This window comes from Thermocladium modestius, assembly GCF_055398215.1.
This window is the reverse complement of record NZ_AP043731.1, coordinates 303,468-328,336: the sequence shown is the minus strand read 5'-3', so window position 1 is coordinate 328,336 and position 24,869 is coordinate 303,468. Positions and strand designations below refer to the sequence as shown.

The following is a 24,869-nucleotide window of genomic DNA, read 5'->3' as shown; positions in this document are numbered from 1 at the left end:
ACCCAGTGTTAACCGCATCTATGAAACGATCATCGCGATCTACAGAGGTGAGCGGTTTAGCTTGCCGTGGGTATGGCAAGTTAACGATGCATGGAGAAAGTAGATTTAGGGGGCTTGAATTTCTCCCAGTAATTTCGACCGTTATAGGATCGCCGGAGAATCGGAGATAATCGCCTTAATGGGGGATGGTTAGTATGCCACGGGGAGTCTGTTCAATAATATTGAGCGGTGGGGAGTCTCGCCGATTTCAATTGCCTGGGGAGCAACATGTGGATAAGGCATTGTATTTGGTGGATGGTAAACCCATGATAGAAAGAGCATTTTCCGCGGCCTCTGCCGTATCGAGTGAAGTTATAATCGCAGTTAATGATTGGACCAGGGCATCCAGTTACTCCATGTTGCAGGGAGCTAGGTTCGTCGTGGATGAGGGCTTTAAGGGACCGTTGGGAGGCATTTTTTCAGGTCTAAAGTCATGCAGTGGAGATATAGCATTGATATTGCCCAACGATATGCCTCGAGTGACTGATCGGTCTCTCTCGGAATTATTGGGGAGAGTGGATGGGTTTGATGTAGTTACGTTTATCTTACCTAACGGCGCCTTGGAGGCGGTAATGGCGATTAAAGTCGACGAGGGTCGTAAATTAATTGAATTATTGAAGATCCATGGAAGAAATAAAATAACCGATATATATAGAGGAGTGCCTAGGCTTCTTTTATTGAGCGCAGCCAAGCTGGGCATTTCAGGTGAATTGATCAATATTAACACGAGGAATGATTTGAATTTGATCGAGTTGCGAGGCGATTTTGATTCAGATATTCTTCTTAAGCGGGATTTCGATCTAAACGGATTTAATGGAACTGATGTTCAAAAATCGCTTTGGGGAACAATATCAACCGGGGATCCATGGAGCGAGGCCATTTATTATGCGGAAATGGGCGTCCCCTTCTTGATGGCCCATACATTACTTGATTCAAGAAACCCAGAAGTTAGGCGTGTAGGGCATGCATTTCTCCGCGGTCTTGCTATCCCTTAATCCCGCCAAAGCTAAATCCCTTGAGTAGCCTACCCATAACTATGTAGCTGAGTATCATGACTGGCAATGCCACTATTAAAGCCGCCGAGGCCAGGAGGCCCCAATCGACTACTTGATTTCCTATCGCCAGTGCAGCAAATATGGTAACAGTCTGTGCACCGGTTGGCGGGAAATTGAATTGCCACGGAGTCTCCGTTAGTACCAATGGATAAAACAGCAAGTGCCAGTTAAATATAAATGACAATATGAAGGAGGCGGCCCATGAACCCATGGTTATTGGCATTATTAACCTAAACAATATATACGTGGATGAGGTACCCTCCAATTGAGCTATCTCTTCGTATACGTCGGGCACGTCTTGGTATATGTTGAACATGGTCCACGCCACCATGGTTATGGTAAATATCGGGGTGCCCATCATTAAGATCCACCAGGTATTTATGAGTCCAACACTTGATGCGAATACGAATAATGGAAAAATAAAGCTGGTGGCCGGAAGAGAGTATAGATATATGGAGAGCAACAGCAAGCTGTATGATTTTCGCTTTGCCATTATGTAGGAGGCCGCTCCCGCAAATATTGTGGATATTGTGGCCGCGACCAAACCCACCGCCAAGCTGGTCATTATGTAGGGAACGGACTCCCTGAGCGCCTCCAAGAAATACTGCGACGTTACGTGAGTGGGGTATAGGAGTGGAGGGAAGGTGAAGTCCAAATTGTTCGGTCTAAAGGCTATCAAGAACATCCAATAGACGGGCATTATCAAGAACATCAATATGATTGCCGCTACCGCCCAGAGAATCGTATGGAAAGCTAAGTCCGGCATTTTAATGCTGGGCATCCTTACCCACCCCCTCTCCCCCCTCAATACCAAAAGGAGAAGCACCGCCGGCACGGTTGCCATTAATGTCAACACGGCTGCCATGACCTCCCCTCCTGAGAAATTGCCCATGAAGAACATCATTAGGTAAACCAGGAGAGGTAGGGTGGTGGAGGAGTAACCGGGTCCTCCCTGAGTTAATATGAATGGAGTGTCGAAATTGCCCATAGAAAGGACCAACGTTATCAGAAAAGCCGTTAGAATGCTTTTAAACGAATATGGGATCACTATTTGGGAGTAGTATTGGGACATGGTAGCTCCATCAACCATGGATATCTCTTTTAGTTCCTTGTTGATGGATTTGAAGCCGGACAGTATTATCAAGTATGCAAATGATACGGAGCTCCATATTCCAACGATGATGACTCCCCATATGGAGAAGTTGGGCACGGTTATCATATCTATCGGCTTTAAGTGCAGTATGGAGAAGACGTAATATATCGGTCCATATCTGGCGTCGAATATGGTTCTCCACACGAGGGTAGATGCGGTGAATGGTATGGTGAAGGGAAGCAAGATGAGGAGGGAAAGGGGAGTTTGCCACTTGTCCGGCAAACTATCCACTCTCACCGCTAATGCCAACGCCATTAAGACCGCAAATACGGCCACCGATATGGAGAATACCAGCGTGTTGATCAGTGAGATATTGAATATATTGATTGGAAAACCATGCAAGACCCCCCTAAAATTTGCCCCCACCAAATAAAAGGTAGCCAGCATCGGTATGAGGCCGAACCCCACCACATAGGCGACGTATGGCCATAGCCAAGTCCTATTCATTGGAACGACCCATAAAATGATTATTTTAATGTTTTATTTTCTAAAATTATCGCATTAGCTGCTGCAGGGACCGTAGGTCTGCACTAGGTCGCTGGTCCATGATTGCGCAGCTTGCTTCAGCGCGGCTTGAGCGCTCTCCGTTCCCAGCAAGTAATTGTAAACCTGCGAATTAAACTGTGGTATTAGATCAGTGTATGTTATGGGTATGTTGGGTGGATTAGCCCATGCATTCAAGGCAGCCTCGTATATTCCCTTTATTATTAATCTATCGTGAAGCGGTATGCTGCTATTGGAGAGCAATGCGTTGGTCGCCATCTTGGATACGGGGAACTTATGGAAGAGTAGGTAGGCATCCTCCTGCATTTGAGGCGATACTAGAAAGGCCAGGAACTCCGCGGCTGCTTGCTGGTGCAGGGAGTACTTGCTAATGCCCAGGAAGTCCGTGCCGGTCTCGGCATATCCACCGGGAAGCGGAGCAACCAGCGTCTGGTTGTAGGCAGATGAAGAGAGATACGATAATTGCGTGCTGAACATGAATGCGCCTGGGCGCCTCCCTCGTATAAGTTGGGCAAATTGTCGTATTCCACGACGGTCACGTTAGGCGGCGGCTCGTATGAGACCAACTGGCCGTAAACCTCCAATGCTTGCAACCCGCTGGTGGAGTTAAATGATGGCAGTGGATAGGAGCAACCGGGGGCTGGCTTGCCCATGAACATTATATTAAATGTTGGAACGCCTCCCACATTTCCCTGGTTTAACGTGGAATTCCTGGCGTAGAACCATCCATACACGGCTGGGAATGCGTCTATTATCCCGTGGGCAGCATGATCGTCTATTAATAAGCCCGTCTTCGTTATTCCATTACTTGTCAAGAATTTATCTACCTCTAATACGGTCGTCCAGTTCTGCCAAGTCTGGGGATTAAATTCAGCTCCATACTGGGATTGGAATTCGTTGGCCAACGTTGGATTATCGAAGATGGTGGAGTTATACGCCAGCAGATAAACCGCCGTCTCGTACACTATGCCTATATACTCCTCTTGACCTGTGGTGGTGTTAAAGTACAAGCCGCCAAATGCTTCCTGGGGCTGTATTATATCGCTCATATTGAACATATTGAGATAAGGAGCTAAATTGACTAAATACGGCGCAACCCTCAATGCTGATGTAGAGGTAAACCCAATTATATCATATTGTGTGGAATGGGCCTCCAAGGCCGTGAGTTCCACGGTTATATAGTTGCTGAATGGTTCTTGAATAACCTTTACGGATATATTGGGATGTAGTTTATGGAACTCATTGCCGGCATATTGAATGAATTGTGCAGATTCGCCGGAGAAGGTCACCACGGTCAAGGTTATGTTGGATGAGCTGACGGCAGCCGGCGAGGTGGTGGTCGATGTCGAGGATGTCGGAGAAACGGGATGTTTGCTTGTCCCAACATAGTATGCGGCGATCGCTATGACTAGAACTACTATCACCACGATAGCTATTAAGAGGGGACGATTTACTCCTCTCATGATATTACCTCAAAAACGACCCATTTAAATACCTATTTTCAGTATATTCCTATCAATATATATTAGAATATATGTAAATGATAATATTAAAGATAATTGAATAGCTATAAGTTCAATGCAAGACCGTTAGGATAACTCGATGCGATATGCTTAATAATAACGACAGCTATGCCAGATCATTATGGCAGCTGACAAATACATGAACCTGGCCTTAATAGTTAGCGTGGTCGCGGCAGCGTTAATAGAAGTGGCACTGGCATTTATTTACTTCGTGGGAATATATGGAATATTCAATTGGCCATATATATCGATCTTAATAGTGCTATTATTACTGGGTTTTCCGGCCTATTATGGCTATTCCAAGTCAACCAAGCATGCAATGAGCTTCATTCGATACGCCACTCCCTTGGCATTGATTTTAGCAATAATAGGACTGATTTTGGGCCACATGCATGAATTCTCGGGCATAATTTCGCTTTTTCTGGCCTACATAATAGAGGAGGCCACGGGGATATTGTTAAGGATGGATTTCAGGGAATTCAGCAAGACTTGGACAGACGTGTTTGCGGTGGGCATGAGCATATTCGTGGTTTCTATACTATTAGTGCTCATATCCACCAAGCTGGTCGTGATACCAATGATAGGGGACGCCATAAAAGGATTGGGAATATACATGATATATTCTGCGGCAAATGCCAACAACTAACCATTAATTGATGGTGGCTCACTTTGAATGCGGGTAACTAATGTAATGTATTTTTCCATTGTCATGAATCGACTGAAAGGTGATTTTAAGCCACATGGTTCTGTAATTAACAAGGCTTTGGGCATCAATTTGGAACGCAATGCTTTAAAAGGGTTATGGGTAGGAGAGAGCGGACAGCATATGGCGTCTCCACAAGAAGCTACGATACTGGTAGGAAAGAAACCAACCACGAACTACGTAATAGCAACGGTGATGCAGTTCAACCAGGGCAGCAAGAGGGTTACCCTGAAGGCAAGGGGCGGAGCTATAGCCAGGGCAGTGTCCGCCGCCATAATGGTAAGGGATAGGTTCCTTCAAGGCCAAGTTGATATAAAGGAGACCAGGATATCCAGCGACAGAGTTCAAGGGCAAGGCGGAAAGGACAGGAACGTCGCTGCAATAGAGATAGTTCTCGAGAAGAAGCAGTGAAGGATTAAAATAAATAGAATGGGCTCAACTTTGGATTGTTTTGCTGCACTTTGGTCCTGGTTAATGATAATTCCCCTTATGGGAGGCCATGAATAAATATATTTAGCTCACTTTGATATAATTTCTGCGCCAGATGATGTGACGAGTATCATGTCCTCTATTCTGACCCCCACTCTATCCCTTATATAGACGCCGGGTTCTATGGTTATCACTTGGTTCTCGTGGAGCACGTCATCGCTGCTTGGGCTGACGAATGGTTTCTCGTGGACTTCCACCCCCACTCCGTGACCTAAGCTGTGCATGAAGTACTTGGAGAATCCATATTCTTCCAGCACCTTTCTTGCCACGGCATCGACATCCCTAGCCTTTGCTCCTGGTCTCACGGCCTTTATTGCTTGATCGTGTGCATCCTTAACGGCATGGTATACATCCATTGCGAATTTATCGCTTTCCTCCAATAACATGGTTCTGGTTATATCGGCACAATATAGCCTATACCTGGCGCCTATATCCATCACCACCGCCTCAGTCTTGTCTATCATCTTGTCACTGTAGGTGTGATGGGGCTTTGCCCCATTCCTTCCCGATCCTATTATGGGTTCGAATGCAACTCCATCGCTCCCCTTTTCTATCATGTGCCTATAAATAGATGCCGCTACATCCCTTTCCCTCCTGCCATGCAGTCCCTCCTCTAATACATCGCCGAGGGACTCCAGTGTTATCTTGGCGGCCCTCCTCATGAGATCTAGCTCTTGTTGGGTTTTGATGCTCCTGGCATCCAGTATCTTTTCGCGGACATCTATTATAGCTGCATTAGGTGCCTTGCTTCTCACCTCGCTTATCAACCAATTCCTCGTATCGTCGACCTCTATCACCTTATTTCCTCCTCCTATCAGCATTCTCATCAATTCCTCCCTATCTATCATTTTTATATCGTCGGGAGCATTCATCTTATATGAGGCGTAGCCCAGCACAGTTACGTCACTTTCCAACATCTCCCTTGCTCTATAGTAGTCGAGCACCGGCGCTATAACGGTGATGGAGTCCCTAGTAGCGATTGTGGCGAATGCATCTTCATAGCCCAGCAGATAACCCATATCATAGGGATCCGTCAATATCAATTCATCCGCCCCCTCTTCATCTATCAATCTAAGCATTGCATCTAGTTTTTGCTTAATCATGCGTTAAGTGTGAGGGGTTTATTTTAATCTTTTCTTGCATTCCCGTCGAAGAAGCCCTTCCGAGGATGTCTGAGGTTTTTAACAATCACTTTTCGCGTTTTCCATCTATGAAATCGTCAACCCATGCCTTGGCCACGTCGGGTGGGGCATGTACTGGCGGGTTCTTGAACGCCCATGCAGTGACGCTATACAGAGGACCACCCACCTCTCTGTCAAGGGCAAGCCTGGTTAGCCTCAATACATCCACCGTTATGCCGGCGTTGTTCCAGGGATCATGCACTTCCAGCATTACCTCCATTCTAACCGGCACTCCTGCAAGGCCTTGCGCCTCTATTAAGGTATGGGCTATTTTCCTGCTCTTCAGGAACGGTATGTATGCAACCGGCGATATGTATGCATCGAATTGTTGATCCTCTGCCATCCTCTTCACCGCCTCGGTCTTGGTCTTCTCCTTCTGACCCTTTCTATACGATAGGTTCAAGAAATCAGGCGTTCCTCCCACGTTTATTTGGTAGGTATCCACTATCTTAACGCCCCTGATCTCCAGTAGGTGCACCAGCGTCTTGTGTAGGATGGTTGCCCCTATTTGGTTCTGTATATCATCGCCCAGCAATGGCAGGCCTGCCCCCTCGAATTTTTCCTGCCACTCCCTCGATACTGCTATTTGGGAGGGCATGGCATTTATGTAGGCCGCTCCAGCCTTAAGAGCCGCCTCCGCGTATGCCTCGCTTGCCTTTTGGGATCCCGTGGGCAGGTAACTAATCAATATCTGGGCGTCGCTTGCCTTCAGTTCGTTGACAACATCATCCAAGGAACCCTCTACAATGGGCACTGCGTTGCCCCTGAGTTCGGGCGCAATGCCGTCTAATAGCGGGCCGGCCTTGACGGGTACGCCCACCTTGCCCACATCCGTTACCTTGTATGCATTATTTGGAGGGGCAAATATGGCCTCTCCCAGGTCCTTTCCTACTTTTCTGGCATCAACGTCGAACGCCGCCACGAACTTTATGTCTTGGATCTTGTATCCATTTATGGATTTATAGGCCACGCCCGTCGGCTCCTCCTCCCGTTGAGAGTAGTAAGTAACGCCCTGAACCAATGCGGATGCGCAGTTGCCCACGCCCGCTATGGCTACCTTTATATTGGACTTCATGGCCTCCGTTATATTAACAACTGTTAATAAATTTTACTATTAATAGCTGTTAATAGTGGGTCCAAACCTAAAAACCCGGACACAGCATCCGTGGGGATGGGCATATTCGTCGCAATAGAAGGCATAGATGGAAGCGGTAAGTCAACTATAGTTTCCTCCGCCGTCTCCAAGTTAAGGGAAATGGGCTTCTCCATATACGCCACCAAGGAACCCTCCAGCAGCGAGGTGGGGAGGCTCATTCGATCGTGGGCCCTCAAGAAGGAGACTCAAATGCCCCATCCATCCATCTATGCACTGCTCTTCGCAGCGGATAGAACCATACATTACATGACCGAGGTATCTCCGGCTTTGGCCGTTAACGACGTAGTCATCAGCGAGAGATACATGGAGTCCACAATAGCTTATCAAGGCGCCCTTGGGCTGTCCATTGATTGGCTAATAAGTTTGCACAAATACATCCCCCGATCCGATATAGTGATAATACTTGACTTAGATGTAGATGAAGCAATGCGTAGGTTGGAGAGGAGAGGCGACTTGGAGGTATTCGAGAGAAGGACCGTGTTGGAGAAGGTAAGGAACATATTCCTAGAGAGGGCCCACGAGAATGGATATGCGGTGGTGGATGCATCTAAGAGGCCGGAGGAAGTGACCTTGGACGTGGTGAACATCATATCCAAGGCCCTTTATGACCGCGGCGGCCCACGTAGGATAAAGCCATGATTAAGGCAACGGCGGATCCCGCTGCCAAGCCCGCGGCCACCCCCACTCCAATCCTCGTTATCCCGCTGCTCCGGGAATCGGACGGAACCGTTAAGTTGGTGGAATTAATTAAGGAGAGCAATGCATTTTCATCCACCACAGCCGGGAGATTTACAATGAATGATTGCGTCACCACCACGTCCAATGAGTATGGAGCTGTGGTGTTTATCACTAAATAGCTCTCCAATTCCCTTTGAAGCCCAGTTAAGCTCTCCAATTCATACTCGTATTTAGCCATGGATAATGATGCATTGGCTCTTTCGCTTCCTATGGATCCATTTATGGCCAGCTTGAGATTCAGCAAGGTCTCGCTCACGTTGAAGTACATCCTGAGCGCCTCCAAGGAAGCATTGCTCAACTCCTCCGCGGTCCTCATCAACGTAGTGGAATCCGCGGTTGAATTCCCGTACACAGGCGCCGCCAGCCCCACGGCATTCGTAGCATTGGCTAACGCGCCGTGAAGCGATGCCAGCGATGAATTTAATGCCTTTTGCGTTGCGCCGAGGGCCTTGTATAATATGAAGAGGGAGGAATTCGCGTTGGAGAGCGAGTCGCTTATGTTAGTTAAGGTCGACGTCAGCTGCACCCCGCGTTGGCTCAATTGATTGCCCACGCCCGTCAGCTCTGTCTCCATCGTGCTCAGCTCGGCGTTAGTTATGGCTATGTTCTGCCTAACCCCGCCTAGCTCCGTTAACAATAGGCCTAGCGTGGTGGATATGGAGGTCTTGGCCGCCGAGATTGCTGCCAGCATGGCCAACCTTTGAGTTGAGTTTATATTGCTCTCGTTTATCAATGTCTCCAAATAATTCAACTCCGACGTTATATTGAGGTATGTGGAATATAGGGCATTGTATTGCGTGTTAACGGTAGCCGATAATTGCTTTAACGCAAATTGAGCGTTGGCTAGGGTGGAGTTAGCCGAGTTCACTACCCCATATGCATATATTATATCGGATGTGCTCTCCCTCTGAAGCGTGTTTATCTCCCTTATTATGTTGCTCACGTTATTCATGACCCGTAATGTGGCTTCCTTGAGCTGGGGCACCGTGTAATTCAATTGATAAAGGGCGGAATATTCAAGCTGAACAGCCCCCCTGAGCTCCTCGGCCTGCAGTTGAATCAATCGCTCTATAGCAGTGGTTTCATTTACTTGCGCCGCGGAGAACTTGAAGATATTGGCGGTGTAGTTAAGCATAGTGGATAAATCGTAGAGCTCCGTCAGCAACTCCGTGGAATTGCCCAATAAGTCATTGTACTTTCCATAATTGCTCAGTTGAGCAATGGTGGAGTTCAGTTTAGCTATCGCTTGGGATAGGTACTTCGAATAAAGCCCAGTGTCCAAAGTGGATACTATCACCACGGGCTGAAGCCTTATGCTCCTCCACGGCCCTAAATTGGTTATTCTGTAGTCCACGGTTAGATTGTAATTGCCAGATGATTGCCAGTAGACCAGGCTTGTGGAGCCAAGCGTTGCGAACCCGCTGGGGGTTTGAGTATAAGAGTAGGCCACTCCATCCTGCTTCACTAAATAAATGCTGTTGGTGGGAGGAACGGGCGACTCACTCATCAACCCCAAATATAGTTGAACCAAGGTACCGTTGCCTCCGTTTATTATGGAGGAATCATACGACGTGGAGTTCACCAGTAACGTCTGGTTTAAGTCAATTATGTTGATGGAGTAGAGCGGATTGGTGAACTGGACCTGAACGCTTGCTTCCCCGTATGCCGGCACTGTTATGTTCCAATATACCAGATCACCGCTTACTGTGGAATTACCGCTGGAGTACGTTATGGTGGAATAGGGAGGCAGTTTGAAGCCTATTATCAATTGCTGGGGATAGCTGGAATTGCTGACGGCCTGCGCCGTGTATATTATGGAGGCGCTGGTTCCCTGACCAGGCGAGTAAGTAACTTGGTAATTAACTGTGTACGTTATCGAAAAACCCGCGTGCAGCACCAGCGCTACGCTAATCGCCGCCAACAATGCTGGAAATAACGCTGAGCTCAGCCTCGATCCTATCCACCTCATTGGATGCGCCGATTCTCTTGTTAACTAATAAATCTATGTCCAAACACCTCTTATATGCGGCGGCCGCCCTCCTAATATCCACCGCATCCGCTCGCACCTCCGCGGAACCGCCCTCGCTTAGCTTTCCATTTCTAAGCGTTACTACCCTCTTGCCTATCCGCGCCACATCCGGGTTGTGAGTGGCTATTATGAAGGTCTTCCCCAAGGCATTTATGGCTCGTATTATGGATAAAAGCTGGGCTGCGCTGACCGCATCTATTGCGCCCGTGGGTTCATCCATTATTATGAAGGAGGGATCCATGCCCATAGCCCGCGCAACGGCGACCCTCTGCTGCTGGCCGCCCGATAGCTGTGTGGGCTTGTTTCCTGCCCTATCTCCCACCCCCACGAGCTCCAGCAATAGCCTGGCCTTGGTCTCCGCCTCCTCCCTGGAGTAAAGGCCGCTCATCAACATGGGCAGCTCCACGTTCTCCAGCGCAGTCAGGTTTTGGAGCAAGTTATATTGCTGAAAGACGAATCCAATCCTCCTCAACCTGAACCTCGTTAAATCCTCCTCATCCATCTCCGTGACGTCTGATCCCTCTACGATTACCTTACCCGCCGTGGGTTTATCCAGGGTCCCCATTATGTTGAGGAGGGTAGTCTTTCCACTGCCGCTCGGTCCCATTACCACCACTATCTCTCCTCTCTCCACGCTGAGGTTAACCTCCATCAATGCATCCACGTATACCGACTCCGATAGGCGATATCGCTTGCTTACATTAATCAATTCTATGACGGCCACACGTAAACCCCGCTATCCAATCAATAAAAACCTTGCACCCTCCCTATCGCCGCTTGGCATTTATGGTCCTCATTGACGGCCCGCTTTGACGCCGGCATTAATTAGATGAACTAAGTGGCGCTCAAGGGAGGAGTCGTCATGAGACGCCATATTAGATAATATAATGTAATGCTCCCAGCGGGGAGGGGGAGTTCCTCCCATAACGTTAAAAGCCTCTCCGCTCGATTTCAAGCGTGACCATCAATAGGCATGTACAAATATCCGTGGCAGCACACAGTGGGGATTACTCCAAGGAGGACGAGGAGAGGGCTAGGGTATTTGTGCGCGAAGCAGCCAAGTGCAATCCCATCTTAATACTAGGAGGATATTGGGGATTGATGAAGGTGGTCGTGGATGAGGCCTACGGCCTTGGGCTCAAGGTGGTTCTAATGCTTCCCATGGAGAAGGAATCCGTGGATCCCCCTCCCGGCGTTATCTCTATTAGGACGGGTATGGAGTATAGGGCTAGGTCGGTGCCGTTGGCGAGGAGCGGCGATGTGCTTGTGGCGCTGGGCGGGGAGGTGGGCACAATGATAGAGGTATTGATGGCATATGCGATGGGTAAGCCCGTAGTGGTCTTAACTGGAAGCAACTTCTCCACGGATGGGCTGGCAGCATCCTTTCCAAACGGCTTCGATAGACGGAGGACGGCCCCGGTTAACTACGTTGATGACCCCATAAAGGCCGCTCAATTGGCGTGCAGCGGAGCAGGCGCTCGGCTTGCCGGCGATTGGGGAGGCGAGGACGTCTAAGCAGAGTGAACATTGGACCCAACAATTAAAAATGCTTGGCGGCAAGCGATCCAGTGCTTTGGCTGCTCTTGACCACCGGCGCATGCAATCTAAGGTGCAGTTACTGCGGCGGTTCGTTTGAGAGCAGGGTGGTTCCGTACAAGACTACCTATGACTTGAGCAAGTTGAGGAAATTGATGGAAGACGATCCAGAGCCCACGGTCATATTCTACGGCGGCGAGCCCCTCCTCAATCCCAAATTCGTGATGGAGGCCATGAATTCGTTGCCCGCAGTGCGATGGGGAGTGCAGACCAATGGGTTCTTCGTGGACTTGCTCCCGGACGAGTATTGGAATAGGATGTCCGTGGCCTTATTGTCAATAGATGGCAGGAGAGAGGTCACCGATGCGAATAGGGGGAAGGGGGTTTATGATAGAGTTATGAGGTCCTTAAGCAAACTACGCCGATTCCCGCTGAAGATAATTGCAAGGATGGCGGTGACTCGATTGACTGATATATACGTTGATGTGACTCACTTATTGAATTCCGGGTTCGATCAAGTGCATTGGCAATTGGATGTTATATGGAGCGAGAAGTGGGATGTGTGGTCATGGGCGGAGACCAGTTACTTGCCTGGAGTGAGGAGGTTGGTTGAATTGTTCGTTAATGAATTGGAGAGGGGCAGGGTCCTGGGATTAATTCCAGTCCTAGGGGTATTAAGCGCTCACTTCTTCGAACCGTATAGAGCCTCGCCCTGTGGTGCGGGGTACAGGTCCGTGGCCGTCTCCTCTGATGGCAGGGTACTGGCGTGCCCCATAGCGGTAAGGGAGAAGTGGGCAGTGCTAGGCCACATTGAAACCGGCTTTAAGCTAATGGAGCCGGAGCTACCGGAGCCCTGCAATTCATGCGAGTATAGGAGGTACTGCGGAGGTAGGTGCCTCTATGCATTGAGGGAGAATTATTGGGGCAAGGATGCCGAGAAGGTGGACGAGATAACGAAGGAAACAATAAAATCCATCCTATCCATAATACCCAAGGCGGAGGCGTTGATGGAGAGGGGCATAATAGATAGGGAAGCCCTTAGATACGACCCCATCCTGGACTCCACCGAAGTAATACCGTGATAAAAAGAATGCGAGGCTCACCCTTCCAAGACAAGGGAGCGGGCTCTATTTTCGCAGCGAAGTGCTTAAAAACGTCCTTGGAGTTACCATGTCTGAGCCGGGTCGTCTAGTGGTCAAGGATGGTGGGCTTTGGACCCATCGACCCCGGTTCGAATCCGGGCCCGGCTACCAGAAGAACGTGGTTTTTGCTAAATTATACATAACCTTAATCTCGGCATCTTCATGATAAACTATGATTGGTACCACTGCCTTAGAATGAGGGCCCACGTCTTCTCCGTGAAAATCACGATAATAGGCGCTTGTCCAGTAAGTGTTCTAGGCCATGTAGAGAGGGTGACCTCCCATTAAGTCGTGGGCTTCGCTTGGATTTGAACTGTAGGTGCTTTAGTGGGGGGAGTGTGTAATCGAGGGTGACCCTTTTTCCAGGACAGGGAAGGGGATCAACCTATGTATTGTAATAGAAACAGCATGTCGAATGCATATATTGCATGGATAATAATTACTTATATTGCCTGTGTTCCTCTTCATTCTATGGTTGATGAGTTAATCCTGGACGTTCGTGGCAAGATGTGTCCAATGCCCGTAATGGAGGTAAGCAAGGCGGCTAGACAAGCAACTCCAGGCCAAGTAATAAGGGTGCTGGCCACGGATCCCGCAGCCAAGTCAGATATAAGTGCCTGGGCACAGAGGACAGGCAATGAGATAGTGGATATAAGGGACGAGGAAGGCTACGTGGTAATCATCGCCAAAATAGTGAACCCCGGCAAGTAATTGAAATTTAATTATTCAACAGAAAAATAGTTAATTCTCTTCTTTGCATTAAATGAAGAGTGTTACGTTTGCATCGCTTGATCTCTCTAGGAATGTGGCTGCGCCCACCACATCGCTTACGAAGTCGGCTAAATCCTCTCTCTTCACCTTGAGCAGATCCATGGTTGTGGAGCAGGCATAGATCTTGACCTTATCCCCGGCGATCTCCTTGGCCTGCCTCAATAAGTCCCACCACGGCGGCAGGCCCGCTTCCTGCATTGCGCTAGCCATGTTGCCGGCGAATTGAGAATAATCAGTCGATATCTTCTCCATGGTCTTCTGCATGAAGTTCTTGGATATCGACAACAAACCCCAGAACGTAAAGAATATCTCCACGTCCCAGCCGCTGGCGGCGGCCGCCGATGATAGTATGGCCACAGGATACAGTTTATCTGCGGTTCCGGACCATGCTATTATGGATAGCTTCGGCATAACAAATCGGAATAATCACTATGGATAAATCAATCAATTAATGCATAAAATGCAGAAAACGTTAAGCTGAGCCGTATAATAAGTACTTGCCGTCTTGAGATGCAAGCCCTTGCGTGGCGGGCCTTCTCGTGGTTATCCTGGCCCAAGAGGAAAACCTATATTCACTAAATGCTCGGATGGGAACGGCATTGCCATTAAATGGGAATTCATTGCCCTTTATATCCCGCCCTCCTTTTACGTGTAAGAGCTTTGAAGCGGAATCCATTATAAGCGGACCGTAGCTCCGGGTCTATGGATGAGGTGTCGTCCGTCGTGGAGGAGTTACCGTGGGTTAGAGCTCACTCCCTGGCATTCCTGACCTTTTCCCTGGGGACGGCGATCGAGGCCTACATCTACTCTATTGCCTACATAGCCACAGGGTGGGTGAGCGTTCCGAGGGAATTCACCGCTCTTCTCTCCATATGGCCGCCGCTGTGGTTGCTGGTGGGTGGGGCTGTCATGGGTCCCGTGGCGGATATTATAGGTAGAAAGAGGAGCCTGTACCTAACATTGATTATGTACGTCGTGGGAGCCTTAGGGCTGGTCCTCAGCCATGATTACTCATCTCTGTTGATATTTCTAGGCATGTTATTGCTGGCCACGGGAGGCGAGTATAACATCATCATGGCCGCATCCCACGAATACTTCCCGAGGAGGTATAGGAGCAGAGCCGTGTTCCTCATCCTTAACTTCACCAACGCTGGCGGAGCTCTGGCTTCGCTTCTCGCGGTCATGAACATCTCATCGCCCTCGCTTCAAAGGATAGCCATAGGGGCCACCATACTGGTTGCGGCTCCCATGTTGTACATATTGAGGACGAGGCTTCCCGAGTCCATTCGCTGGCTCGAGTTCAAGGGCAAGGTGGATGACGCCATTAATGAGGCGACGAGGCACTACGGCGAAATAGCTCCAGAGAAGAGGAGGAGGGGGGTTGCAAGCATTGCATTGCCATCCAGCCTTGCTCGGTTGGTAATAGGCGCTCTCCTGGGTTGGTCGTACACCGCCGGCATCACGTTGATAGCCCTAACCCTCGGCCCATATTTCATGCCTAGCTTGACCAATTGGTTGATACTGGCATTCTCATTGGCATCGCTGGCTTCTGGCGCTGCAATGGGCTTGATGGCTGATAAGGTTGGTAGGAGAGCATTGTTGCTGGCATCATCGGTTCCATTACTTGTATTGGCGTCATTGATGGCATTGACATCCAGTGCTTGGACTCGCGAGCCCCTTCTTTTCTGGTCGTTGTTCGTGCCATTCTCCGCCCTCGCCAACGTGTTTTACTTGGGAGAGGATACGTTGAAGTCAGAGTTTTGGGCTACTGGGAGGAGGGCATTGTTTACGGCCGTGGTGAGGGCGTCATCTCTCGGCGCCACGATACCCGTGATCTTCCTGCTTGCATACTTGCCCGTTGCGGCGTATCTGGCAGTGACGGCCGTCGTGTTTGCAATTGGGGCTGTGGCTGCCATGGCTTGGTACTTCATGGGGGTGGAGACTGGACGGGGTACCAGCGTAGGGGCTTGGGATTGTGCCTAACCATTTATTCGACTTAATAGTCGTATCTGATTGCGTCTTGGATATCTATTACATCGTCGATAAATTGCCCATAGGGGCTGGGGACTTCGTCGTTTCTCGGCGGACAGCCCTCTCGCCTGGCGGTGCGTGCGCCACTGCATTGCTGGCCCGTAGGCTGGGGCTCGAGGTGGCGGTCATAGATGAGGTCGGCGATGACCCGTTCTCGGAGGCCCTAATTGGAGCATTGAAGGATGCCGGCGTCAATACGGGATTCATGAGGAGGATTCATGGCTTTACTACGGTATCCAATGACATAATATCAAGCGATGGCCATGCCTTCGTGGGGTACTTGGGGGTTGGGGCTGGACTTGACTTGCGGGACTTGGATGAGAATGCGTTGCGGGGCTCCAGAGCGGTGTTCATCAATGGCACCTATGCCGCGCTCTCCGGAGCTGCCGCTGATGCCTTGATGGAGCTCGCCAGGATGGCTAGAAGAAGCTCTCTCCCAGTCTTCCTGGATCCGGGCCCCGTCATTAATGAGAGGACGAGGAGATTAGTGGAGGAGGCGGACGTCGTATTACCAAACGAGGAGGAGGTCAAGTCATTGTTTCACGCCTCCCTAGAGGAAGCCATCCACGCGATTAGAAATGCAGGTAAGGTATTCGCCATCAAGCTGGGCAGGGGAGGCGCGGTGGTCATAGACGGGAATAGGACTATCCATTGCGGCCCCTCAAGTCCTCGGAGTATTATAACCACGGTCGGCGCCGGCGATGCGTTTAATGCGGGATATGTGGCGGGCATGTTGAGGGGATTAGATCCCATCGCTTCGTGCAGATTGGCTAACGCGGTGGCATCGCTGAGGCTGGAACACTTGACTCCGCTGGAGGTACCCGACTTAGGCCACTTGCTTCATTCTATGGACAAGTAAGCCAATAAGTCGGCACTTGTCTCAATCCTAGGGCTGGTTATTGGCATTGGCCATTGCATAGGTTTATAAAGAACGAGGAAATTATATTAATGTGATTGAAGAGCCCTATGGATCTTTATTGAATAAATTGCTTAACCTGTTGGTTAACCGTTTCAGGGATGAATTGTACTCGGTGGTGGTTTACGGAAGCGTGGCTAGGGGCGATAATAGAAAGGATAGCGATATAGATCTTTTAATCATAGCGGAGGGTTTGCCGAAGTCGATGATCGGAAGGTATAGGATATTCGAGCAAGTAGAGCTCCAGCTCATGGGTGACGTGGAGAAACTTTATGATGAAGGTTACTACGTATCTTTCTCGCCAATAATGAAGACCCCCGAGGAGGCCTCTCATTTCTCTCCATTATATATGGATATGGTAGAAGATGCAGTAATTCTATTCGATAAGGATAATTTTTTTGGGAATATATTGAAGAGGGTTAAGGAAAAGTTAAATGAGTTGGGCTTCGAAAGGGTTTGGCTTGGTAGAAAGTGGTATTGGAGGAAAAGAGATTATAGGTTTGGGGAAATAATAGACTTCGGCGATTAACATGGTAAGTAACGATGACTTAGCCAGATCGTATATTAGGCAAGCCGAGGAGAGGATAAAGCATGCCCGGGAAGCATTTCATGATGGCAACTATCCATTTACCATGAGACAATGCCAAGAATCCGTGGAGCTTTTCCTTAAGGCAAGCCTAAGGTTGGTCGGCGTCGAGCCTCCGAAATGGCATGATGTAGGAACTACTTTAAAGAGGGAACGGGAGAGATTTCCAGAATGGTTTAGAAATGAAATAGATGAATTGGCCAGCATCTCTAGGATTCTAGCCAAAGAAAGAGGAACTTCTATGTATGGCGATGAGGAGACAGGAACGCCGCCTGAATTAATTTACTCGAAGATAGACGGCGAGAGCGCTATAAGGATGTGCGAAAAAGTTAGAGAGTTAGTTGAAAAACTAGTGGAATCTCTATAGGCGAGGCTTTTTTAAAGGAAAAGGAATGAGATTAACCGAGTTTAAGCTATCAATGGGTCCTTATGATGTCATCGATCCGCTTCAAGTCGTCTTGGCTTAGCTTTACGCTTAGGGCGCCCAGATCATCCTCTAAGTGCTCCATTTTGCTGATGCCTATTATGGGTATAATATTGACTCCGAGCCTTTCTTGCATGCTGATCAACCATGCCAGCGAGGCTTGGCCTAATGTGATGTCCCTTGACTTGGCCACCTCGTTGAGCTCCAAGAGAATTCTGAGGTTTCCGTCATTCATGTACCCTTGCATGCTGCTCGATATTGCTGCTCTAGAATTGTTGGGCGTGATCCACTTTCTCGCGTTGAAGTCAACGTACTTGCCCGTGAGCACTCCCTGAGCCAGGGGAGAGTAGGCCAATATAGCCACTCCATATCTCTTGGCAACGTGGATCTTATCCCTCTCGATATCCCTGTTAAGTATATTGTAAACCTCCTGCATTGTAACGAAGGGCTCCATTCCGTGCTTATCGGCCAACTCCATGAATTCCACCACGTCGTGGGCTGGATGATTGCTTTCGCCGATGTAGTTCACAACCCCCTCCTCTACTAAGTTGTTGAGCGTTCTGAGGGTTTCCATTTTCGGCGTGTCGGGATCGGGCCAATGTATCTGGTATAGATCTATGTAATCCACCCCCAGCCTCCTCAGCGATTGCCTGACCTGCCATCGAATATGCTTCCTGGACAGCCCCTCCCCGTTGGGCCAGGCAGCCATTTGACCCCTGACCTTAGTGGCCAACACTATGGACTCTCGGTCCACGGTCTTTAGGAATTGACCGACGACTCTCTCGGAATTACCGACGTGATTGAGGTCCACGGGGGACATCGCTCCATGATACCTATTGGCAGTATCGATGCAGTTGATTCCCTCATCATGGGCCCTCTTCATGATCTTCATGACGGCATCCACGTCGACCTTATGAACCCCATATTCATCCCTCTCGTCGAGTCTGGGCAAGTACCAAGTGCCCAGGCACAACTGCGAAACCTTGACTCCGGACCAACCGAGCTTAACGTACTGCATGATAGCCTTCATGTTTTTGATTATTTAAAGGTACCTAAAACCTGCCCTTTAGGGGCGATAGTTTGATGCTCCTCCCAAGCGCTTGGCGGCAGCGTCAACCATGATCATCAATGAATCCCCGCTGGCCTTCGCGCATCAACCAATGCAGGGCCCCGCATTGAAGTCCACGTATAGGGCCGGGGCTGGGTAGTAACCATTGAGTTGCTGGATGTAAACATCATAATCAAACCAATAGTCCACGGGGCTAGTGCAGACAGAGAACTTGGGAGGCGTCATGCTTATGAAGACCGCGGACCCGATGGCGGACACAGACTGCGACTGGGCGGAGACCCCCACAATCAAGTAGTTGAGGAACGGCTCCAAGCCCGGCGGGACCTCTACCCCCATTGCCTTCAACATGGCGCCAAGGCTGCCGGACAAGGCAAACAACGGCGTCGCGCCTACCTGGGAATCAATGGAGCCAAGGGTTAAATATATCGCGTCATCTTTTAGGAGAGTTATATTGAGGTCGCCGTAGTTCATTAACTCATCAATGTAGTTCATCATGGTGGTGGGGCTCATGGTTCCCGCCTCGAGCTCCCCCACGCTCGTATTATTATACGCTGCGAACCACGTCATTATTGCCCACCGAATTGGGGTGATGGAGCCATAGCATGGATCGCCCACCGGTCCCTTGCACTCATACTCCGTGTAATTGGCCACCTCCAAATAACCCACCAAGTCTATTCCATATGCTCCAAGCCGCGTGAGGCTGGGAGCAGTTGAAGGGGGAATGCCCGAGTAACTACAATAAGACGAAGAAAAATCATAATTGGGGTTTGCGAAGACGCATTGATAGCTCAACAGCATGTAGCTGGATCTACCCGTGGGGAGGCTTAGCTCGTAGCCGTATCCGGGCGACACTATGTTAACCCCCGTGGTGGTCGGTATGGATAGGGTCGAGTAGAAGCCCACCTTGGTGTAGGAGATAATGGATAATTGAATTAAGGAGTCGGCAGTTATGCTGGCTATGTAGTTGGACTCGTTATAGGTCCCCCCGCCGGCGTAGTTCCTCTCTTGTCTCACCATCCCCGCCACTATGGGGAATGGCGTGTTGTTCTCCTCCAGGAGAACCTTGGTTAATTCCCAGTACCAACACTCGCCGTAGTTCTGGTACGGGCCGTTGCCTATGGCCACGCATCCCAGCGAGATCTCGCCAGGGGGCTGCGGCGCGCTCGATGATGCCGTGAAGCGCATGGGGGAACCATTGATGGCTAATGTGGGCGCCTTGGGGATCCCGCTGAAGTTCACGTCCAGATATATCATGGACCCCTCGGCCAGGCCGGGAATTATGGGTATTGTTACGAAGCCCGTGGAGACGCCGGGGGAGCCTCCGTAGTAGCCTATGGAGCTTATGAATAGGGTGACGGAGGGTCCGGCGTCGTCCGGCGTCATCCCCAGGTAGCGGTCGAGCTCGTCAGCGTACTCGGTGTAGCCGCCGAGATTCATGGAGAAGCTCGTGGAATTGCTGAGGTAGCGGCCGACGTCTACGAAGCCGTTCACGGCGGGTCCTACAGCGTACACCGAGAACCTGGCATTGGCGCGTGGGTACGGCTTGGGCGCGTTCATTATGTTGACTTGAATCGATGGGTATTCTCCGGGCTGGTCAAACGCCAACACGTCGAGGGGCCACGGAAGCCTGGGGTACCTGACATACGTGAGGGAGTAGCCCTCCCACGAGTATCTGAAGATGGCGTGGCCGGCGTGGGCATATATGAAGAGGCCTAGATAGGCAATAATTATGATGGCTAGGACGGCGAGCAACGGCTTCATGAATGTATTGCGCCTCTCAATTAATATTTTTTTTCTCCATTCAATTACATTGAGAATAAATTATCATGGAAACATATTTAACACTGCTGATAGCCCTCTTCGCAGTGGAGACAGTAATAGAGACCACCATCACTAAGGCGATGGATGCAGTGCTCAAAAAGATTGGGGAAGGCAAGAAGCTATCCATGGAGGATTTAGTGGTGCTAATGATGGGTTTATTTAGAGAGACCAAAAATAGCGTGGATGAGACGAATAAGAGGATGGATGAGATAATCAACATGGTCATGAATATGAACGATAAGGTGGATAAGAGGATGGAGGAGACGAGCAAGAGGATTGATGTGGTTGTGAACATGGTTATGGATATGAATAATAGAATTGATAAGAGAATTGAAGAGACGAATAAGAGGATTGATGAGATGAATAAGAGGATGGATATGATGATGGATGTGTTAACTAAGAGGATGAATGAGATGAGCGATAAGGTGGATAAGAAGATCGAGGAGACGAATAAGAGGATCGATATTGTTATGAACATGGTTATGGATATGAATAATAGAATTGATAAGAGAATTGAAGAGACGAATAAGAGGATCGATATTGTTATGAACATGGTTATGGATATGAATAATAGAATTGATAAGAAGATCGAGGAGACGAACAAGAGGATCGACGAAATGGTGGGCGTGCTGATTAAGAGGATGGAGGAGATGAGCGATAAGGTGGATAAGAGGATGGAGGAGACGAGCAAGAGGATTGACATGCTTTATGACCTATTGGGAAAGATATATGATGCCTTGATAAAGGACGCGGTCAGGCGAGGCAGTGACTAAATATCTTTTCTTCCTCCGAATCCTGATGCATTGATTGATGGTTATTGTTAAAGAAAGAGAGGAGAATTTCGTTTTATTTGATCTATTTGAGGAGGATAGTTAGGAGAATCATAATGCCTCCCCAGTCCGGTGAAGAGGGGTTGGGCATCGCCTTCTCACTGATCATCAAGTCATGCCCCCCTCCCTTCTCAGGGAGAGACAATGGCGGAGCATTGAGGTGAGAGACCCATCCCAAAGGAAGAGTGGCTCACATTGATGGATCTATATAGACGTGGTTCCTTGACCCTCGCTCGGCGACTCCTTCCTCATTTTTCTCCAGCCACCTGAATAATGGGATCAATAGCCTCCGTAATTCCCGTCCCTTCTCGGATAGGGCGTAATTGACCGTCACGGGCCTCGTATTCTTGACCATCCTAGTAACCAGCCCCGCCTCCTCCATTTCCTTCAGCCTAGTCGACAAAACGCTGGGTCTTGGATTTCCTATGCTTCTCGCCATCTCGTTGAATCCAATGCCCTCCTCCACGTTGCCCAGCAATCCAATTATCAAGAGCGTGTACTCCTTGCCCAGTAGCCTCAATATCTTCTGTGATGGGTAAATGCAGATCTCCCCGTCCTCCGCGTATATCATGCATGCCCTCTCCGACACTTCTTTTGCTCAGCGTAGATGTCTTATAAAGCTTTGGAGATATAACAAAAGAGGACGGGGTGGCAGGGGGCGGTCTTCAAAACAGTAGTTGCTTCGCTATCAATTACTACATGCTATATAAGTCCCTTGCTTGCATGCATAGACATGACCGAGAAAATAGTAAAGATGAGGGTTTTTGGAATGACGTGTGATGACTGCGTTAGGGCGGTCACAAACGGAATTAAGAGCAAGGAAGGGGTAATAGATGTTAGGGTCTCCCTGTCGGATGGATCCGCGGTGGTTAGAATAGATACAGATAAGGTGGATCCCCATGAGCTGGAGGTGCTCCCCGTGTTCACGAAGACCCGCTATAGGGCTCAGGTGAGGGAGGTGGCAGATTCGTGAGGAATGAGTATGATTTGGTGATACTGGGCTGGGGAGCGGCTGCGTTCTCGGCCGCAATAAGGGCATCAGAGATAACGAGCGGTCAAGCATCAATAGCCATGATTGGGTTTGGGAATCTAGGAGGGACATGCGTCAATGTGGGCTGCGTGCCCAGTAAGTACTTGATAGAGGCGGCCAAGGTCGCCTTCACTCAAAGGAACCCGCGATACCCAGGCATCTCCTCCACGGAGACCAGAATAGATTTCAGCGTATTAATGGAATCGCTGATGAGTGCGGTTGAGGGTGAGAGGAAGGCTAAGTACGTCGACGTCATCTCCCAATACGATAATGTGGATTTGATTGAGGGTAAGGCATCCTTCACCGGGCCCAGCGAGGTGTTGGTGGATGGGCCCTCCGGCGCGGTGAGGATAAAGGGGTTTAACTTCCTAATAGCCACGGGATCCAGCCCTGCCGTGCCTGACATAGAGGGGCTGCGCAACGTTAAGTACTTGACCAGCAACGACGTGTGGGGACTACGGGAGCTGCCGAAGAGCTTGGCCGTATTGGGAGGCGGTGCAATAGGGTTGGAGCTGGGCCAAGCCTTCTCGAGGCTGGGATCCCGCGTCACCGTGATTGAGGCGATGCCCACCATATTGCCGCAAGCGGAGCCAGAGGTATCGGCGGCCCTCCTGGAGTCGCTGAGGGGAGAGGGCATCGGTTTTGAATTGAAGGCGAGGGTCTCCAAGGTATATGAGGAGGGAGGCGAGAAGGTGATTCGGCTGGTCACATCTGATGGTCAGAAGGAGGTGAGGGCAGATGAGGTTTTGGTGGCCACGGGCAGATTGCCCAACGTGCTGGGCCTTAACCTGGAGGCGGCCGGGGTTGAGTACTCCCGAAGGGGGGTGAGGGTTGATGACGCGTTGAGGACCAGCAATCCCAGGATATACGCGGCTGGGGACGTGGTGGACCAACGATTGATGCTGGAGACGTTGGCGGCCAGGGAGGGGGTGACGGCGGTGGAGAACATGTTTGAGCATGCGGGGATGAGGATAGACATGATGTCGATTCCGTGGGCGGCATTCACGGAGCCGCAGGCAGCATCCGTTGGATACACGGAGAGGGAGTACTCGGAGAGGGGTGGGTGTAGCTGTAGGTCTATTGGCTTGGCGTCGGTGCCCAAGGCCAGGTTGATGCGGGAGAGCAATGGTTTGTTCAAGATAGTGGTGGATCCCAGGACTGATAAGGTGGTCGGCGTGCACGTGTTGTCGCCCAACGCTGCTGAGATAATAATGGAGGGAGCATATGCCGTGAAGCATGGATTGACGTATAGGGACATCATAGATAGCGCCCACGTGTTTCCGACGATTGCCGAGGGAATAAAGCTGGCCGCTCAATCTTTCATTAGGGACGTAAGCAAGATGAGCTGCTGCATGGAGTGACAAAAATAGGTAATTATCCTTTGGGGTCAAGGCGGCTTCAGCGGCTCCCCTTTTGGGTAGGGTTTTAGTGCCATTTGCATTATTTGCATTGCCGCGATTCAATGCCACTCGTCGGCATGCAGACAATGCAGTCCTAGTCCGTTTTAGGTCGCTTAAAGGGGTAGGTGGAGTCCCAATGCGAAGTTGACCGCTGCGGCGAACATTAGATACATTAGCCAAGTGCCTGTCACCAAGTGCCAGAGCCCCTTTATCCTCGTCCAGGACGCTGATTGCAGTAGACTAGCAGGTATGTCGGATATATAAACTAGTGCTAGCAAAATGAAAAGTATCATAACGGGGTAATCCGCCACGTATCCGAAGACGAAGGCGCCCACTATTGATATCCACAGGAATGCTATCGCCATGTATCCGTCCACCCTTGCATCGCCGCCCACGTATTTGTTCAATCCCAAGGCAAACCAATGAACTCCATATGCGGTGAACGCCAGCGCAGCCATATAGAGAACCGGGGTCGACTGAAATGCCTTGAATATCGTTAATCCCAGCCATAAATAGATCCCGGTTAGGAACTGTAGAAAGCCGGGCATCCATATGCCCCACTGCCCGAGCGAGTGATTGAGCGCGGGGCTGTTTTCCTTGGGGTAATCGAAGAACTCCTTCCCGCCATAAACGTAATACCCCACCCCTAGGCCAAAGAAGCCCACTGCTATTGGGGGGAGAGGTTGCATAATTTAGCTATTTTTACTCAGTTTTTAAGCATTTTTATTTATAAATATTTCGAT

Annotated in this window: 24 protein-coding genes, 1 tRNA gene and 1 pseudogene; 15 read left to right on the top strand and 11 right to left on the bottom strand. The window is 49.7% G+C overall.

Annotation, left to right across the window (positions count from 1 at the left end):
- The first annotated feature begins 269 nt into the window (after positions 1 to 269).
- Positions 270 to 1,034, top strand: coding sequence for a molybdenum cofactor guanylyltransferase (gene mobA / locus ACZ5ZS_RS01615; RefSeq protein WP_229657672.1), 765 nt, complete (start codon positions 270 to 272; stop codon positions 1,032 to 1,034).
- Here mobA and ACZ5ZS_RS01610 read toward each other — a convergent pair.
- Together ACZ5ZS_RS01610 and ACZ5ZS_RS01605 are read right to left on the bottom strand one after the other, a co-directional pair.
- Positions 1,024 to 2,694, bottom strand: coding sequence for an ABC transporter permease (locus ACZ5ZS_RS01610; RefSeq protein ID WP_188596158.1), 1,671 nt, complete (start codon positions 2,692 to 2,694; stop codon positions 1,024 to 1,026). The two genes, mobA and ACZ5ZS_RS01610, sit on opposite strands and share 11 nt — an antisense overlap.
- Before the next feature lie 54 nt (positions 2,695 to 2,748).
- Positions 2,749 to 4,214, bottom strand: a pseudogene (locus ACZ5ZS_RS01605) (ABC transporter substrate-binding protein).
- A gap of 181 nt (positions 4,215 to 4,395) precedes the next feature.
- Here ACZ5ZS_RS01605 and ACZ5ZS_RS01600 point away from each other — a divergent pair.
- Together ACZ5ZS_RS01600 and albA are read left to right on the top strand one after the other, a co-directional pair.
- Positions 4,396 to 4,920: a hypothetical protein gene (locus ACZ5ZS_RS01600; RefSeq protein ID WP_188596156.1), complete on the top strand. Its 525-nt coding sequence runs from the start codon at positions 4,396 to 4,398 to the stop codon at positions 4,918 to 4,920.
- A 180-nt stretch (positions 4,921 to 5,100) separates the two neighbouring features.
- A complete protein-coding gene (gene albA, locus ACZ5ZS_RS01595; RefSeq protein WP_188596155.1) occupies positions 5,101 to 5,388 on the top strand; it encodes a DNA-binding protein Alba in 288 nt (95 codons plus the stop codon).
- Between the two features lie 107 nt (positions 5,389 to 5,495).
- Here the strand turns inward: albA and ACZ5ZS_RS01590 are convergent, their stop codons facing one another.
- Positions 5,496 to 6,569 carry an aminopeptidase P family protein gene (locus ACZ5ZS_RS01590; RefSeq protein WP_188596154.1) on the bottom strand — a complete coding sequence of 358 codons (1,074 nt, stop codon included), beginning with the start codon at positions 6,567 to 6,569 and terminating at the stop codon, positions 5,496 to 5,498.
- 85 nt (positions 6,570 to 6,654) lie between these two features.
- On the bottom strand, positions 6,655 to 7,722 hold the full coding sequence (locus ACZ5ZS_RS01585; RefSeq protein WP_188596153.1) for an inositol-3-phosphate synthase: 1,068 nt from the start codon (positions 7,720 to 7,722) through the stop codon (positions 6,655 to 6,657).
- 96 nt (positions 7,723 to 7,818) lie between these two features.
- On the opposite strand from ACZ5ZS_RS01585, the gene tmk reads away from it, so the two are divergent.
- Positions 7,819 to 8,442, top strand: coding sequence for a dTMP kinase (gene tmk / locus ACZ5ZS_RS01580; RefSeq protein WP_188596152.1), 624 nt, complete (start codon positions 7,819 to 7,821; stop codon positions 8,440 to 8,442).
- Here the strand turns inward: tmk and ACZ5ZS_RS01575 are convergent.
- Positions 8,390 to 10,510, bottom strand: a complete 2,121-nt coding sequence (locus tag ACZ5ZS_RS01575; protein WP_188596151.1) for a hypothetical protein — start codon at positions 10,508 to 10,510, stop codon at positions 8,390 to 8,392. The genes tmk and ACZ5ZS_RS01575 overlap by 53 nt on opposite strands.
- On the bottom strand, positions 10,449 to 11,294 hold the full coding sequence (locus ACZ5ZS_RS01570) for an ABC transporter ATP-binding protein (protein ID WP_229657671.1): 846 nt from the start codon (positions 11,292 to 11,294) through the stop codon (positions 10,449 to 10,451). Before ACZ5ZS_RS01570 ends, ACZ5ZS_RS01575 begins: the two co-directional genes overlap by 62 nt.
- A gap of 233 nt (positions 11,295 to 11,527) precedes the next feature.
- Between ACZ5ZS_RS01570 and ACZ5ZS_RS01565 the strand changes: the two genes are divergently transcribed.
- The 4 genes from ACZ5ZS_RS01565 (at position 11,528) to ACZ5ZS_RS01550 (ending at position 13,959) form a co-directional block, all read left to right on the top strand.
- Positions 11,528 to 12,085 (top strand): SLOG cluster 4 domain-containing protein, encoded by a 558-nt coding sequence (locus tag ACZ5ZS_RS01565; RefSeq protein WP_229657670.1) that lies wholly within the window; start codon positions 11,528 to 11,530, stop codon positions 12,083 to 12,085.
- A 53-nt stretch (positions 12,086 to 12,138) separates the two neighbouring features.
- Positions 12,139 to 13,188: a TIGR04084 family radical SAM/SPASM domain-containing protein gene (locus ACZ5ZS_RS01560; RefSeq protein WP_188596150.1), complete on the top strand. Its 1,050-nt coding sequence runs from the start codon at positions 12,139 to 12,141 to the stop codon at positions 13,186 to 13,188.
- 95 nt (positions 13,189 to 13,283) lie between these two features.
- Positions 13,284 to 13,359, top strand: a tRNA-Gln gene (locus tag ACZ5ZS_RS01555).
- 360 nt (positions 13,360 to 13,719) lie between these two features.
- Entirely contained in the window at positions 13,720 to 13,959 is a 240-nt protein-coding gene (locus ACZ5ZS_RS01550; RefSeq protein ID WP_188596149.1) for a sulfurtransferase TusA family protein, read from the top strand.
- Positions 13,960 to 14,007: 48 nt separating this feature from the next.
- Here the strand turns inward: ACZ5ZS_RS01550 and ACZ5ZS_RS01545 are convergent, their stop codons facing one another.
- A complete protein-coding gene (locus tag ACZ5ZS_RS01545) occupies positions 14,008 to 14,430 on the bottom strand; it encodes a DsrE/DsrF/DrsH-like family protein (protein ID WP_188596148.1) in 423 nt (140 codons plus the stop codon).
- Between the two features lie 291 nt (positions 14,431 to 14,721).
- Between ACZ5ZS_RS01545 and ACZ5ZS_RS01540 the strand changes: the two genes are divergently transcribed.
- From ACZ5ZS_RS01540 to ACZ5ZS_RS01525, 4 genes are all read left to right on the top strand, one after another.
- Positions 14,722 to 16,002 carry an MFS transporter gene (locus tag ACZ5ZS_RS01540; protein WP_188596147.1) on the top strand — a complete coding sequence of 427 codons (1,281 nt, stop codon included), beginning with the start codon at positions 14,722 to 14,724 and terminating at the stop codon, positions 16,000 to 16,002.
- Positions 15,995 to 16,909 (top strand): carbohydrate kinase family protein, encoded by a 915-nt coding sequence (locus ACZ5ZS_RS01535; protein ID WP_229657669.1) that lies wholly within the window; start codon positions 15,995 to 15,997, stop codon positions 16,907 to 16,909. The genes ACZ5ZS_RS01540 and ACZ5ZS_RS01535 overlap by 8 nt, the downstream gene beginning before the upstream one ends.
- A 91-nt stretch (positions 16,910 to 17,000) precedes the next feature.
- Positions 17,001 to 17,495 carry a nucleotidyltransferase domain-containing protein gene (locus ACZ5ZS_RS01530; RefSeq protein ID WP_188596146.1) on the top strand — a complete coding sequence of 165 codons (495 nt, stop codon included), beginning with the start codon at positions 17,001 to 17,003 and terminating at the stop codon, positions 17,493 to 17,495.
- A gap of 1 nt (position 17,496) precedes the next feature.
- Positions 17,497 to 17,919 carry a HEPN domain-containing protein gene (locus ACZ5ZS_RS01525; RefSeq protein WP_075059016.1) on the top strand — a complete coding sequence of 141 codons (423 nt, stop codon included), beginning with the start codon at positions 17,497 to 17,499 and terminating at the stop codon, positions 17,917 to 17,919.
- 49 nt (positions 17,920 to 17,968) lie between these two features.
- Here the strand turns inward: ACZ5ZS_RS01525 and ACZ5ZS_RS01520 are convergent, their stop codons facing one another.
- Together ACZ5ZS_RS01520 and ACZ5ZS_RS01515 are read right to left on the bottom strand one after the other, a co-directional pair.
- Positions 17,969 to 18,994 (bottom strand): aldo/keto reductase, encoded by a 1,026-nt coding sequence (locus tag ACZ5ZS_RS01520; protein WP_188596145.1) that lies wholly within the window; start codon positions 18,992 to 18,994, stop codon positions 17,969 to 17,971.
- A 135-nt stretch (positions 18,995 to 19,129) separates the two neighbouring features.
- Complete coding sequence (locus tag ACZ5ZS_RS01515) at positions 19,130 to 20,806, bottom strand: hypothetical protein (RefSeq protein WP_188596144.1); 1,677 nt, start codon at positions 20,804 to 20,806, stop codon at positions 19,130 to 19,132.
- 104 nt (positions 20,807 to 20,910) lie between these two features.
- Here ACZ5ZS_RS01515 and ACZ5ZS_RS01510 point away from each other — a divergent pair, with 104 nt between their 5' ends.
- Positions 20,911 to 21,639 (top strand): coiled-coil domain-containing protein, encoded by a 729-nt coding sequence (locus tag ACZ5ZS_RS01510; protein ID WP_162508237.1) that lies wholly within the window; start codon positions 20,911 to 20,913, stop codon positions 21,637 to 21,639.
- 247 nt (positions 21,640 to 21,886) lie between these two features.
- Here ACZ5ZS_RS01510 and ACZ5ZS_RS01505 read toward each other — a convergent pair whose 3' ends face one another.
- Positions 21,887 to 22,285 (bottom strand): winged helix-turn-helix transcriptional regulator, encoded by a 399-nt coding sequence (locus tag ACZ5ZS_RS01505; protein ID WP_188596143.1) that lies wholly within the window; start codon positions 22,283 to 22,285, stop codon positions 21,887 to 21,889.
- Between the two features lie 144 nt (positions 22,286 to 22,429).
- Between ACZ5ZS_RS01505 and ACZ5ZS_RS01500 the strand changes: the two genes are divergently transcribed.
- A complete protein-coding gene (locus ACZ5ZS_RS01500) occupies positions 22,430 to 22,669 on the top strand; it encodes a heavy-metal-associated domain-containing protein (RefSeq protein ID WP_188596142.1) in 240 nt (79 codons plus the stop codon).
- Complete coding sequence (gene merA, locus ACZ5ZS_RS01495) at positions 22,666 to 24,087, top strand: mercury(II) reductase (RefSeq protein ID WP_188596141.1); 1,422 nt, start codon at positions 22,666 to 22,668, stop codon at positions 24,085 to 24,087. Before ACZ5ZS_RS01500 ends, merA begins: the two co-directional genes overlap by 4 nt.
- A gap of 152 nt (positions 24,088 to 24,239) precedes the next feature.
- On the opposite strand, the gene ACZ5ZS_RS01490 is transcribed toward merA, so the two are convergent.
- The gene (locus ACZ5ZS_RS01490) at positions 24,240 to 24,818 is read right to left on the bottom strand and encodes a hypothetical protein (protein WP_188596474.1); all 579 of its coding nucleotides are present in this window, start codon (positions 24,816 to 24,818) and stop codon (positions 24,240 to 24,242) included.
- Positions 24,819 to 24,869: the final 51 nt, after the last annotated feature.